We start from the raw sequence: 14,506 nt of genomic DNA on the forward strand, positions 1-14,506 counted from the left end.
AACAGGGAATAGGGAATAGGGAATAGAAATTTGTGACATCTTTAAAGTGAATTAGTATCACCATTCTAAAAAATACTGTAATCTTCTTCCTTCTTTCTTCTTCTTCCTTATTCCTTCTGGGTTATGATAATCTATTTGAAACAAAATTCTGTTCAAGGAATCTAAGAATGACAAAATTACGAGTAGGTTTATTATTCGGTGGTTGCTCTGGCGAACATGAAGTATCCATTCGTTCCGCCAAAGCGATCGCTACTGCCTTAAGTACAGGAAAAAATACAGGCAAATACGAATTGATGCCTATCTATATTCAAAAAGATGGTTGTTGGCAACCAAGCGATTTTTCTCAACAAGTGCTGGAGTCTGGCAAACCACCCTCATTGCAACTGACAGATGAAAATAATAATGATGCCAATACATCCCTAGCTCAACAAACTTCTTCTAATCTCTGGCAAACTCCCCCCCAAGTAGCAGATGTAAATGTGTGGTTTCCAGTTCTCCATGGCCCCAATGGGGAGGATGGCACCATACAGGGTTTACTAAAATTAATGCAGGTTCCCTTTGTGGGTTCTGGAGTTTTGGGTTCGGCAATGGGTATGGATAAAATAGCGATGAAAATAGCTTTTGAGTACGCAGGTTTGCCACAAGTCAAGTATCGGGCAGTGACGCGAGCGCAAATTTGGTCTAATCCTTGTGTATTTCCTAAACTGTGCGACGATATTGAAGCAGCTTTGGGATATCCCTCTTTTGTTAAACCTGCAAATTTAGGATCGTCCGTGGGTATTGCTAAGGTGCGCACCCGTTCAGAATTAGAAACTGCCTTGGATAATGCTGCTAGTTACGATCGCCGAGTTATTGTTGAAGCTGGTGTGGAAGCGAGAGAATTAGAATGTGCGGTATTGGGGAACGACTTCCCGAAAGCTTCTGTAGTTGGTGAGATTACTTTTGAGAGTGATTTTTATGATTACGAAACCAAGTATACAGAAGGAAAAGCCGATTTATTTATTCCAGCGCGGGTGAGTGAGGCGATCGCTACTCAAATCCAAGAAATGGCAACCCAGGCATTTTTAGCAGTGGATGCAGCAGGTTTAGCGAGAGTAGATTTTTTCTATGTGGAGAAAACCGGAGAAATTTTTATCAATGAAATTAATACCATGCCTGGTTTTACTGCCACCAGTATGTATCCCATGCTTTGGGAAGCTAGCGGTATTCCTTTTGATCAGTTAGTGGATACTTTGATTCAGTTAGCATTAGAAAGACATTCCTAAGTAAGGTTTAATCCCCCCAAACCCCCCTTGGGAAGGGGGGCTTAAGAATTTAATTTAGACTTATGCTATAACTTTATTGAAATTAACAATTTTCTGTAGGTTGGGTAGAGCGTGAGCGAAACCCAACGTTATAAGAGTTTGTGGCAGGCTTAATCCCCCCAAACCCCCCTTGGGAAGGGGGGCTTAAGAATTTAATTTAGACTTATGCTATAACTTTATTGAAATTAACAATTTTCTGTAGGTTGGGTAGAGCGTGAGCGAAACCCAACATTATCAGAGTTTGTGGCAGGCTTAATCCCCCCAAACCCCCCTTGGGAAGGGGGGCTTAAGAATTTAGACTTATGCCATAACTTTATTGAAATTAATAATTTTCTGTAGGTTGGGTAGAGCGTGAGCGAAACCCAATATTATCAGAGTTTGTGGCAGGCTTAATCCCCCCAAACCCCCCTTGGGAAGGGGGGCTTAAGAATTTAATTTAGACTTATGCTATAACTTTATTGAAATTAATAATTTTCTGTAGGTTGGGTAGAGCGTGAGCGAAACCCAACATTATCAGAGTTTGTGGCAGGCTTAATCCCCCCAAACCCCCCTTGGGAAGGGGGGCTTAAGAATTTAATTTAGACTTATGCCATAACTTTATTGAAATTAATAATTTTCTGTAGGTTGAGTAGAGCGTGAGCGAAACCCAACATTATAAGAGTTTGTGGCAGGCTTAATCCCCCCAAACCCCCCTTGGGAAGGGGGGCTTAAGAATTTAATTTAGACTTATGCCATAACTTTATTGAAATTAACAATTTTCTGTAGGTTGGGTAGAGCGTGAGCGAAACCCAACATTATAAGAGTTTGTGGCAGGATATAATCTTTGGTAAATTTGGAGATAACGGCGAATTTTTTGTTGAAATAGAATTATATCATGTCCGGATAATCAGTGATAAAAAACCTTTATCTCTTTCAACCAATATTCCCTTCTGCTGCCCCCCTTTCAAAGGGGGGTTGGGGGGATTTCCTCTGGTATTCCTGTGGAGTATAACTATTCAACCAGACATGATATTAGTTGCTGTAACTGGAGAGTTAATAAAAACCATGGTTTCACAATTGATAATTGAATATCCCGATAATTTTCCTGATGCAATGGGTAAAACTCCTGAAGCTTTTGAACAAGAAGCAAAATGGGCAATGGCTGTAAAATTATATGAAATGAAACGCATTTCATCAGGAATGGCTGCTAATTTATTGGGAGTAGAAAGAGTTACATTTTTATTAAAGTTAAATGACTATGGAGTAGCAATGATCGATTTAACAGAAAATGAAATATTATCGGATTTAGCTAATACACATTCCCAATAATTAACATTTCTCTGTAGGTTGGGTAGAGCGGCAGCGAAACCCAACATTTATCTTTAAAATGATCACCCTTTAGGGACGTCCGCATTTTTGTTATGCAACGTCCCTACTTTATTGTCTACTGATGCACAAAGGAAAAATTTGGCAAAAAAAACCTCCTCAACGCTAGAGGAGGTTTCGATTAATTCTGGTTTCGGTGAAGCACTAGAGTCAGTTCCCCCCTTTCAAAGGGGGGTTAGGGGGGATTTTAGCTCCCATTAATTCCGCTTCGGGTGAAGCACTAGAGACCTTTTTGTCAATATAGCAGTCGCAAGATTAGAAAGATGTTTCCATTAATTCCGCTTCGGGTGAAGCACTAGAGTTAAAATATTATTTGTAATGGGGGTAGGCATACTTTGGTTTCCATTAATTCCGCTTCGGGTGAAGCACTAGAGTTATTAGCTTTACAGGGTTTTGCAAAGGATCTTCTGTTTCCATTAATTCCGCTTCGGGTGAAGCACTAGAGTTGGCTGATGTTGTAAGGAGTAATATTGTTGTTGCTGTTTCCATTAATTCCGCTTCGGGTGAAGCACTAGAGGTTTTATTAAATTTGGCACAGGAGGTGATTTCATGGTTTCCATTAATTCCGCTTCGGGTGAAGCACTAGAGTTTGTTCGTCAACCTATTGAACACATTGGGGAATACGTTTCCATTAATTCCGCTTCGGGTGAAGCACTAGAGAGTTCGGTTTTAGAACCACGACAAATCAAGGCTTTCAGACCCCCAAATATACGCACCCCTTTGATTAAAAAATCAAATCGGCAAATTTTGCCAAAACGACGACCCTCAAACCCGCTCCTGGCATGGCATCAACGCAGGTCAAGGAAAGAATCAGGGTTTCAGCGATTCTCCGAGGTGCGTATATGGGGTACCATGCAAAGATGAAAAACCACCTTTTAACCACTCCTTAAAGAGTAGAAATGACTAAAAAATTACTCCTATTCATTTGTCAAGGTTCTTTAGACCGTTACTCTTACTTTCAATATTAACCTTAACCTCACAAATTGTCAACCCCAAATTAATACCTAATTTCTGCCAAAAAAACTGGCCATTCAGTGAAGTCAGAAGTCAGAAGTTAGAAGTCAGAAGTTGTTTTTGTAACAGGGATTTCTGAACTCAGAAGATGGATACAGAACAAGAAGCGATCGCTTAAAATGAAGTTAGAAGTCAAAAGTTGTTTTTGAAACAGGGACTTTGCTTTCTCAAGAAATAACTAGACGCAAACCTGTCAAAGCAGAATTTAGCGATCGCTGCCGAACAGTCTTTGAAAAACTTCGCCCTCAATTAATAGACAAATATTACAACCATTTTATTGCCGTCAAAATTATCCATTATCAATTATCCATTATCCATTATAATTATTCTTCATCCAACTCAAAATCCACTCTTTGATACAAATCTTGAAACGAAATTTCAAAATTAGCTGAAGCCAATTTTAAAACTGTTTCTCCTCCTTCATAATCTTTGAAAACCCATTGCCCATCCTCTTGTTTAAAATATTGAGCCACATAAAATCGATATTGATCAATTAAAAGATATTCCTGAAATTCAGGAATAGAACGATAATATTTGAACTTATCCGTCCAGTCATAATACCACGTCGATTCAGAAAGAACTTCCACAATAATTGAAGGATTAGTTACATTTGTCCTACCCTTTCCTTCATAAATTGGCTTTCCTTTAATTACCATTACGTCAGGATAGGTGAAAACGCCATGTTGCGGTATCGACAAGCGGACATCACTGATATAGATATCATATTCTTGCTCCTCAATTGTCAAAGGAAATTTGCGACAAAAATTCCCTGCAATTTGATTGTGATTAGTTGTGCCTCCTGACATAAGTATAATTTTTCCATCTCGATATTCATGTTTATCGATCGCCTTTTCTTCTAATGTCAAATATTCTTCAGGCGTGTATAACCGTTTTTCTGTTTGAATATTCATCACTCATTACCTCCAATATTTGCGCTCATAATTTTAGCAATTTGCTTGAGAATACTTAAAACATCATATAATATCAAATCCGCTGGCTTCGGAGTAATATAATTCTACCATCAGAAAAGAGTGAAAACTCCCAGTTGGTGAAGGGTTTGGAGACCAAACCCCTACAGTCTTGAATTATACCGATGCTACCGGATTTGATATAACTGATTCCTCCGAGGTAGCAGCAGTTAACGAAGTTAGAAGTCAGAAGTCAGAAGTCAGAAGTTATTTTTGGAGCAGGGATTTAAGCCCCGTTACAAAAATATTTCGCCTTAAAAGGCGGGGTTTTAGATCCAATTATTTTGATAAAAAAGATTAGATAAATCATATTGGGGAACACCTGCCGTCAACTGGTAATTAAGCTTGCAAACATTTCTGGAAATTCTAAAATTCTAAATTCTAAATTCTAAATTCCAAATCTACCTTTTTTTCCTCAAAATATTCCAATCTATTCTCATCAAAAAATCCCAATCTCGTAACGCTACTCGCGGCCATAACCAATTTTGTCGAAGTTGAGGAATATCATATTCTCTAGCCGCTTCTTTCATTACCTTTGTTCGATATTGTAGCGCTCTCAACCAGCGTTCTCTTTGCTCATTTCCCTCAGAAGTTTGAGCAGATTTCATCATTACTAATCCAATCCCTGCATAGGCATTAAGAGCATCTTTTTGTTCAACTTCTGGAGTAGTAATACTCTCTGTTGAAATGTTATGCAATGGTTCTATTTCTGGTAAAATTTCTCCTGATAATTTTAAGACTTTGAACCAAGCATCATAAGCTTTTTTCAAGTCTCCTTTGGTATAGTAAGCAAAACCTATAGCATTTTGATATAGAACAGAATCAGGACTTTTATCGACTGCTTTTTCCCAGTAAAACAAGGCTTCATCTACAGTATAATTTCTATTTCCATCTTGAGCCAACTCCCAAACTAATCGACCGTATAAAAAATAGATTTCTGGGTCAATATTTTTGTTATTATTAGGTCTATTTTTGACAATATTAAGAGCTTCTTTTGCCTCTAAAAAAGCGCCTCTATTTAGCAGAGATTCTATAGCCTTTTTTCCAGCTTGAATATCATTCTTTTTAAATTGTTCAAGAGCTAATTTTTTTTCTGCTTCTACAGTATTAGCACTATAATTAATAGGTTGTTCTTTATTATATCTTTCAAGGTTAATTGGATCGGGAGTTAAAGATATAGTTTTTGAATAATTTACTGGTCGATTTTGAAATAACCAAACACCACCTAGAGTTAACAAAACAGCAATTAGGTGTGAAAGTATTCTGCCAGGAACTGAGTTAAAAAAAATTACCGTATTTTCATGTTTTTGTGTCATGTTCAATAATTAATAATTAATAATTATAGCAATTCTCACCCTTTGTGAGGTACAGTGCTGGAAATCCCCCCTAACCCCCCTTTGAAAGGGGGGAACTGGAAATCTCCCCTATCCTGTAATAAATTTAACAGATGTGGGTAAAGCATAACTTTGTAAGGGGTGAGCCTTCAAAGTCCCCCTTACAAAGGGGGATTTAGGGGGATTGTAAATGTACTTCATAACTGTGGGAATTGCTATAATAATTACCTCTTCTTTTTAATAATCAGTATTTCAAGATAAAGCTTCAGCAGTCGGTACTGATAACTAATAACTGATAACTAATGAAACAGTCCTGCCTTGGTAAGGGGTGAGCCTTCAAAGTCCCCCTTACAAAGGGGGATTTAGGGGGATTGTAAATGTACTTCATAACTGTGGGAATTACTATAATAATTACCTCTTCTTTTTAATAATCAGTATTTCAAGATAAAGCTTCAGCAGTCGGTACTGATAACTAATAACTGATAACTAATGAAACAGTCCTGCCTTTGTAAGGGGTGAGCCTTCAAAGTCCCCCTTACAAAGGGGGATTTAGGGGGATTGTAAATGTACTTCATAACTGTGGGAATTACTATAATAATTACCTCTTCTTTTTAATAATCAGTATTTCAAGATAAAGCTTCAGCAGTCGGTACTGATAACTAATAAATGAAATAACTAAGCCAGCTCTTCTGAATTTTTATTACCTTTAAATGGCTGCCGCTCTCGAAGCTTCAATAGTAAATCCCAATCTTGACGCGCTCTAGGAGACCACAACCAATTTTTTTGTAATTGTAGGATATGAAATTCTTGACCAGCTTCTCTCATAACTTTACCAGCATATTTGAATGCTTGAACAGGATTTTTTTGTAAATTTTTAGCATATTTAAGTGTCACTAATCCTAGACCTGCATGAGCATTTAGAACTTCTCTATTCTTAACAGATAAATTTCTATGATCATTATAAGAAACAGGACGAGCTTTTTCTATTTCTGGGACAATTTCTCCAGATAAATGTAACACTTTCAACCAAGCTGCATAAGCTTTTTCTATATCTCCTTTGGTGTAATAAGCAAAGCCTAAAGCATTTTGATATTGAATATTCTCTGGTTTTTTGGCAGCCGCTTTTTCCCAATAGTTTATAGCTTCATCTATCAGATTATTTTGATTGCTATCTTGGAATAATTCCCAAGCTAATCTACCTTTGAGAAAATTGATTTCTGGAGCATTGCTGAGTTTTTCTGGCACAGCAGTTATTGTTTCTGCTGCTTTGACTAATTCTCCTTGTTCTAATAATGTTTCAACTACCATTTTACCAGCTTGAATATCATTTTGATTAAACTGTTGAATTGCTAGAGTCTGTACTTCTGGAATACTATTAATTGGCTGATTAACAAGTCTAATCCTGTTATATTCATAGTTCAAAGTTGGAGCTGGAGCTTTGGGCAATTTAGCACTGGTTGGTAATTGACGATTGACACTAATCAGGTTAGTACCAAAAAATAACATCATTCCTGAAATTGCATATCCTAATGTTTTTTTCCAGGAAAACTTTTGAGACTTTTTCTCAGTATTTGATGTCGCGACTATTGACTGATTTGATTCTTCACTACTTTCTGTAGGTGTTATTAAATCTTCTGGTTTTTCATAGTCCTGATTCTCTAATTGTTTTCCTATTTCTATTTCTTGCAATATCTCCTGAAGTGTCATCTGGAATGTCATTACTTCCTCTTTACTCTCTTCAACTTGCTGATTCAAATTATCAGTTTCAGGTTCAGTAAAATATTCTTCCTCGTTCTCCAGTTGCTCCAGTTCGATATCTGGTTGTACGCGAGTTGAATCTTCTGGGTACTCAAAAGATTCAATCTTTTCATCAATAGGCATCGGGAGATCCTCTTCTATTTCATTTTGAGAATAGTTTTGTTGTTCAATTAAATATCCACCAAAATCTTGATGTAGATAAACAACAGGCAATGCCCAATAAAGTTCATGTGAACCGTACGCAGAAATCAAACCTTGTCTTGCCCGACTCAAACTTAAATCTATCGGATAACCTTGGTTAAGGTTACGATAAAACAAGCGTGTCAGAATCAGAGAAACCTCATCTGGAATTCGTTCTGCCATTGCCAACACTCCCGGAATTCCTCGTTTTACCATAGCTTCCGCTAAGTTAATCTCTACTCCCTCATCAGTGGAGTGAACAATATGGTTGTAAGCACCTCGACAGGAATTGAATACCGCCATCTGAATACCATTGTTAACTAGCAAACCTGCTAGATCCTTACCACTCAGACTTTCTGTTAAACCTGTGATATTACTCACTAGAGATATTTCACCACCAGAAATACCCCAGGTGCTATGACCTGCATAATGGAAAACTTGATATTTACCTTGTTCCAATGCTTGGGTAAGTTGTTCGCGTCCTGGTTGCCGAAGAATATCTAGATGAATCTGAGTTTCCCCACTATTTTTTTGCAGTTCTTCTTGTAATGCCTCATATTCTTTTTCTAATTGTAGACTGTCCTTATCACTAGGAGTAGCGATCGCCATCAAGATTTTTAATGGTTCTTCAGATGTTAAGATCCGGGTAGATTTAGGTAAGCAGGTATTAGGTTGATAGCGAGAGAAGACAATATCAGTACCAGTTGCCAAGGGGCGATCGCCTACATGGAGTACCTCCCAAGGCAAACTGGATATACGTCTGTCTTTAGTACCTAGACGTAACTGTAAAACCTCGCCTCGATTATGAGCGATTCCTTGGGCACAACTCCAGCTATCTCTCAGGGTATCTTTGAACAGTTGTTGATACATTTCTTGGCCTAATGCCACTAAATTTGGGGTTACTACTTCCCCCGATCTGGCCACAACCTGATCGGGAATTACTACCTGAGAATTGGACTTTCCTTCTAGGAGATCGATTAATGGATCGCGAAATAGGTGACGTGCTTGGGCCAGCCATTGTTCTACAGGCCATTGGACTCTTTCTTCTGCCAAGAGGCCACCAGCAGGTACTTTTTCGGTGCGGACAAAATATTCGTCTTCTCCCAGGGGAGTAATTGAAATATGAAATTCTTGAGTCACTTGTTTTTTATCCTTCTGCTCAATTTATTCCGCCAAAACTCCCGATCTTCGCTTTTATCTGTGAATACATGGAAAAGAAATGACGGCTGTGGTTTTGATGCTAGTCTAAATCAGGCTATTGCTGGTTATGATTTCCCAGGACTAGCAATTTGCACGCTTAGTTTTGGCGTTATCTATCACTAACTTGACTGTTGGGATTACTGCAGACTTGTTAGTTAGATAAGGTAACGCTGATTTTTTTTGCCTCTTGCTCTATTTTAGTATTAGATTTTTGAGGACTTATCTTTAACCTTCCTATACAACTACTTATTAACTAATTCAGGAGTGCTTTTTGGATAATTTGACCATCAGCACTAAAATATTAATTTAGTAGACTGACACAACTAAAATGGTATGATAAGGGTAGGTTGGGTTAAGGAACCAAACCCAATAATAATAAAGCTTTGTTGGGTTTCATTTCGTTCTACAAAGACCGACATTTCTAAGCGTGTCATGCCACTACTAGACTAAAACTAAGTATTAATTCGGTTAAATACTTACATTTTAATTTGCGGCCAGACATCTAAAATAGTAGATATTGGGTAGCAAGTAGCAATAGGAATTATTAATCTGGTTAAACTGACTAAATGACAGATTAACCTATTTTTTCCCCTAGACAATATTATATGTAAAAAGTTTCTTTGTTGTCTGCTTTATTGACTATAAATTTTTTCTGCTTATCATAACTGTATTTGTTTTTAGTCATTAAATCACCCCTTTTCGATTGATATAATACCAAATTATCAATTAATATTGTGAATCCGGTAGGTGAAACCATCATTTTTTTATATCATTGAAAGCTCAAAAGCTATTGAGTCAAGATTGTCTAGATATCGGCAAATTTTGCTGTAGAGTTGGTATCGGTTAACGAAGTCAGAAGTCAGAAGTTAGAAGTCAGAAGTTGACGCATGTAACGGGGATGCGCGAGCAACCCTCTAAAAACATTTCGCTGATACTGGCGGGGTTTTAGACCCAATTATTTTGATAATATTAATGGTATATCTCTAATATTATGTCTTGCGTGAATAACCAGAATAAAAAATGTAGGGACGTTCCATGGAACGTCCCTACATTGGTCTACCAAAATGAAAACTGCTGTAATGTGCAAATCTTTCTAAATTCTCTTCCTTTCTGACTACTGTAGGGGCGATTCGCGTTTGCTCCGCATTCCGCAGGAAATCGCCCCTACGACTCCTGACTCCTAGATTAACTATCTAAATTATACCGATGCTACCGGACATGATATCAACTATTCATCTGAGATGACAACAAAAATTGTGTAAAATTCTCAAAAAACTCAGCTTTAGATAAATAACCATCCCGGTTAACATCACTAACTTTCCAGAAACTTTCAATCTCTGGCTCACTATAACCAAGCTCCTTAAACTTAGCTTCAATTTCAGACATTTCTAAAATACCATCTTTATTGACATCAATCTCTTCAAAAACTTGCAGTATAGAATCCTTAAAAAGTGCCTGAGAAAAAGCTTTACGAAGCCCCTTTTCAATTACATCTAAAAACGAACCTTTTTTAGTTTCGGTTAACCAAGGGTCCATAACTGTAGATCGCAACACCGTGATCGAATCACCCACAGAATCTCCTACTCCCAAACGACGTTTATAATTTTCTACGAATATTTCTCCATAATTAGGATTATCAAAATCCGTTGTACTCACAATCAAATCATAACTATATATATCATGTCCTGGCTTAATACTAAGCTGGTCATACATAGCTTTATTTAAGCGATTTGCCAGATTCAAATCAGTATTCAGAGAGCCATCTGGATGTTTAAAATTAAAAGCATAAGTCAATATATTTTGGTCTGGACCTATTTCTGATAATAATGCCATAGCTTCCGGATCTGCCAAAATTTCTTGATTACTTTTACCATCAATTCTGTCTCGAATAAACCTAATTTGTTGCTCAACATCACCCCCGTTAATTTCAGCAGGAAGTCGCGGTACAGGAACAACAATAAAACGATCTTCAGGATCTGCCATGCACAACAGTTTGGCATAAAGTTTTTTACAACTAAATAGAGCCTTACCATGAATTTTCCCATACCCACTCTTAGTCGGGCGAATTACCCGATGACTCAGATAAACAGCGGCAGCAGCAGCACCTGGCTTCGATCCCTCTACACCGTAAATACCTATTGTTGGCTCCGCTTCACCGTGAGAAATATAGGGAGCTTTAAATGTCACCATATCTCGCATTGCTGAGTTGCGGTAACAAAGAGCGCCTGCGGGATAAGGAATATAACCAGATTTATGAGGATCGATAGTAATGGAATCAGCATTTCCCAAAGCTTGAAACTGTTGGGTGACATAAGCACTTAAATTGACCTCAGCACTGGGTTTTTGTTGACTCTCAGGAATTTCTAGTAGTTTGGTATCGTCTTCCCGCAACAAAGCTGCAAAATAACCTCCCCAAGCTGCATCGCCATGAACTGTAAATTCTAGCCCTGCGGGGCGGTATTTCTGTTCTCGTAGTTTCAAAACTTCTTGAATGGGATCGACAGCACTCTCTTCTGTACTACCAATAACTGCAACTACTGTATATACTGGTCTTTTTTCGGCTAGACATTCGTTGATAATTTTCTCTAATTCGGGAATACTCATCCGTGCGTCTTCATCAACAGGAACATTAATTATATTTGATGAACCTATTCCCAGAATTGCAGCAGCTTTGGGAAAAGAGTAGTGTTTTGTTCCCGGAACTAGAAATACTGGTAACGCTGCAATATCCCTGAGAAACTTATGGGAAAATTCTTGTATTCCTATATTTTGCAGAGAATATTTTGAGACAGCTTCGGCGATCGCTTCACTATTTATTTCATATTCTTGAGTCAAACGACTGGGTAAAGCCAGAATGTCATCACTTTTGAGATTTAGCAACGACCAGGTATCAAGTTCAATAAGCAGTTTTGACTCACCAGTAGGGAGAGAAATTTTAATATTTTTTGCTGCTGCGAGGGAGGATTCATTTTTCAGCGCTGCCTGAAAAGCAATGGGATAAAACTTGAGATTTCTTGCAGACCAGATTGCTTCAATATTAGCAACAGTACCTCCACAAGTTATATGTCCCCAAGGTCGAATCGCTCCCTTTTCAATTTCAGTTTCATCTGGAATCGTGTAACCCAACATTCGACAAAGGTCATCCCCGACCCACATTTCCAGAAGTGTTGTTGCAGTTGAGGCTTCAAAAGCAACATTGTTAGGGTTATACAACATTGCTCCAAAGTAACCTAGAATAGCAGGCATCGTCATATCCCAGAGCATATGGCCTTGATAGCGCATACTGAAGAAAGGAACAGATTTTTTGAGGAATGCTAGCAAGGATTGAAAGTTTTCTTTTACCGAAGCGATCGCCTGAATATATTCTGGTTGTTGTTTTATTTGTTCGGTGATATGGGTGGGATCGCCTGGGTGGAAGTTTCGTCGCCAAAATGCTTGATCACGTACTGCTTCTACGATTAACTGCTCCAGTTTATCGGCATTTTCAGCCTTTGAGCCTAAAAACCATCCTTCTAAAGAGGTGCTTCCTGAGTCTTGAGCATTGAGAATATCCAGCAGCTCTTGAATTTGAGAATTATTTGATTTCATTGTTACGTTGTGATTTGATTTGACTCACTGTTTTGTAGAAGTTTTTGCACCTTGAAGACCCATAATCAGGACTTATCTATAACCACTATAACTATCATTAGACCTCTCCAAAAATGCCAATTTTAAGGGTGCGGTAAGGGTTTGAGAACCTTTTCTGGAGATGTTATTATAGTAAGGGTTAACGGCCATTATGTGCGTAAGTCCTAAAAATATCATTCAAGTACGTTGAACTGACAATTTTTTTTAATGGGACTTACACAACTTTTAAGCCAGAATTATAGTATAGTCCAAACTCTTAATCTGGCCAATTTGGCCATACCTCATCTCTTACATTGAAAACTTTATTGAAACATATCTGGAGTTAATATAATAAAAATATTTTCACAGAGGAATTAAATTATGTCCACGACTGAGACATTTACAGCTTACGCATCCCTAAAAGTAGGTGAAAAACTCCAACAATGGCAATATGAACCATTACCTTTAGGTACTAATGATATAGAAATTCAAGTCACCCATAATGGCTTATGTCATACTGATATTCACATGAGAGATAATGACTGGGACGTGAGTAGTTTTCCTCTGGTTGCTGGTCATGAAGTAGTCGGAAATGTTACTCGAATAGGTCCAAATGTTACTTCTCTGAAAATTGGCGATCGCGTCGGTTTTGGTTGGATTCGTAATTCCTGCCGAGTCTGTGACGCTTGTTTACGAGGAGAAGAAAATGTCTGTCGTCAAGGCTATACAGGTTTAATTGTAGGAAATCATGGAGGTTTTGCTGACAAGTTACGCGCTTCTGCTGATTTTGCCTACAAAATACCTGATGGTTTAGACTCTGCAAGTGCAGCACCATTACTTTGTGCTGGCATCACAGTTTATACTCCCCTACGCACCTATATTAAATATCCGGGGACAAAAGTAGGGGTAATAGGAATAGGAGGGTTAGGACATTTAGCTATTAAATTTGCCCGGGCGATGGGAGCAGAAGTTACTGCTTTTTCTACTTCTCCTAATAAAGAAACGGAAGCAAAAGAATTTGGAGCGCACCATTTTTGTAATTGGAACAGTCAAGAAGAAATCACAGCAGCTAGTAGCAGTATAGATTTACTTATTAGTGCTGTTTCATCAGAAGTTGATTGGGAGAAAGCCTTTAGTTTATTAGCAAAAAATGGCGTTTTCTGCTTAGTTGGGCTTCCTGTTTCGATGTTAAATATACCTTTATTACCTTTAGTTTTCGATCAAAAAGCTGTTGTCGGTAGTGTAGTTGGTGGACGGCGTTTTATGAAAGAAATGTTGGAATTTGCAGCAATTCATCAGATTAAACCAATGATTGAAACTATGTCTATCTCTCAAATTAATGAAGCAATGGATAAGGTGTCAGCAAATAAGGCTCGTTACCGGATCGTTTTAACTTCTGAATAAATTTAACAGCCTTCGACTGGAAATCAGGAGTCAGGAATCAGGATTCAGTATAATTTTTGGAGTCTGCGTTCCCGATAGCTGGCTCCTTCATGGAAGGCTTATCAATAGACCTCTCCAGAAAAGGTTCTCAAACCCTTACCCTGCCATTTCCAAATTGGCATTTTTGGAGAGGTCTAATGGGTATTCTGGGAGAGTAAACGTATTTAATTATATAGAATCCGGGTAATTAGTTATCGTATTACTGAGGAGTTAGGAGTTAGGAGTTAGGAGTTAGGAGTTAGGAGTTAGGAGTTAGGAGTTAGGAGTTAGGAGTTAGGAGTTAGGAGTTAGGAGTTAGGAGTTAGGAGTTAGGAGTTAGGAGTTAGGAGTTAGG

7 protein-coding genes and 1 CRISPR repeat array are annotated in these 14,506 nt (G+C 38.0%); of the genes, 3 read left to right on the forward strand and 4 right to left on the reverse strand.

Translation table 11 applies throughout. The annotated features are described in order from the left end of the window. Positions 1–167: 167 nt before the first annotated feature. Both F6K40_RS13830 and F6K40_RS13835 read left to right on the forward strand, forming a co-directional pair. Positions 168–1,265, forward strand: coding sequence for a D-alanine--D-alanine ligase family protein (locus F6K40_RS13830; protein ID WP_293136742.1), 1,098 nt, complete (start codon positions 168–170; stop codon positions 1,263–1,265). Between the two features lie 816 nt (positions 1,266–2,081). Beyond that, positions 2,082–2,612, forward strand: a complete 531-nt coding sequence (locus F6K40_RS13835) for a UPF0175 family protein (protein WP_293136744.1) — start codon at positions 2,082–2,084, stop codon at positions 2,610–2,612. A 171-nt stretch (positions 2,613–2,783) separates the two neighbouring features. Beyond that, positions 2,784–3,329: direct repeats of the CRISPR family, unit length 36 nt; unit sequence GTTTCCATTAATTCCGCTTCGGGTGAAGCACTAGAG. A 677-nt stretch (positions 3,330–4,006) separates the two neighbouring features. Here the strand turns inward: F6K40_RS13835 and F6K40_RS13840 are convergent. The 4 genes from F6K40_RS13840 to F6K40_RS13855 form a co-directional block, all read right to left on the reverse strand. Further along, positions 4,007–4,594, reverse strand: a complete 588-nt coding sequence (locus F6K40_RS13840; RefSeq protein ID WP_293136757.1) for a Uma2 family endonuclease — start codon at positions 4,592–4,594, stop codon at positions 4,007–4,009. Positions 4,595–5,052: 458 nt separating this feature from the next. Continuing rightward, positions 5,053–5,967 (reverse strand): tetratricopeptide repeat protein, encoded by a 915-nt coding sequence (locus tag F6K40_RS13845; RefSeq protein WP_293136746.1) that lies wholly within the window; start codon positions 5,965–5,967, stop codon positions 5,053–5,055. Positions 5,968–6,660: 693 nt separating this feature from the next. Continuing rightward, a complete protein-coding gene (locus F6K40_RS13850; protein WP_293136747.1) occupies positions 6,661–9,063 on the reverse strand; it encodes a CHAT domain-containing protein in 2,403 nt (800 codons plus the stop codon). A 1,284-nt stretch (positions 9,064–10,347) separates the two neighbouring features. Continuing rightward, positions 10,348–12,711 (reverse strand): pyridoxal-dependent decarboxylase, encoded by a 2,364-nt coding sequence (locus tag F6K40_RS13855; protein WP_293136749.1) that lies wholly within the window; start codon positions 12,709–12,711, stop codon positions 10,348–10,350. Positions 12,712–13,110: 399 nt separating this feature from the next. Between F6K40_RS13855 and F6K40_RS13860 the strand changes: the two genes are divergently transcribed. Beyond that, positions 13,111–14,133 carry an NAD(P)-dependent alcohol dehydrogenase gene (locus F6K40_RS13860; protein ID WP_293136751.1) on the forward strand — a complete coding sequence of 341 codons (1,023 nt, stop codon included), beginning with the start codon at positions 13,111–13,113 and terminating at the stop codon, positions 14,131–14,133. The last annotated feature ends 373 nt before the right edge of the window (positions 14,134–14,506 follow it).

The sequence above is a fragment of the Okeania sp. SIO3I5 genome (assembly GCF_010672085.1).
Lineage (GTDB): Bacteria > Cyanobacteriota > Cyanobacteriia > Cyanobacteriales > Microcoleaceae > Trichodesmium.

Coding starts and splice junctions, on each gene's coding strand:
- F6K40_RS13830 (WP_293136742.1), top strand. CDS start 168: ATGACAAAATTACGAGTAGGTTTATTATTCGGTGGTTGCTCTGGCGAA.
- F6K40_RS13860 (WP_293136751.1), top strand. CDS start 13,111: ATGTCCACGACTGAGACATTTACAGCTTACGCATCCCTAAAAGTAGGT.
- F6K40_RS13840 (WP_293136757.1), bottom strand. CDS start 4,594: ATGAATATTCAAACAGAAAAACGGTTATACACGCCTGAAGAATATTTG.
- F6K40_RS13845 (WP_293136746.1), bottom strand. CDS start 5,967: ATGACACAAAAACATGAAAATACGGTAATTTTTTTTAACTCAGTTCCT.
- F6K40_RS13855 (WP_293136749.1), bottom strand. CDS start 12,711: ATGAAATCAAATAATTCTCAAATTCAAGAGCTGCTGGATATTCTCAAT.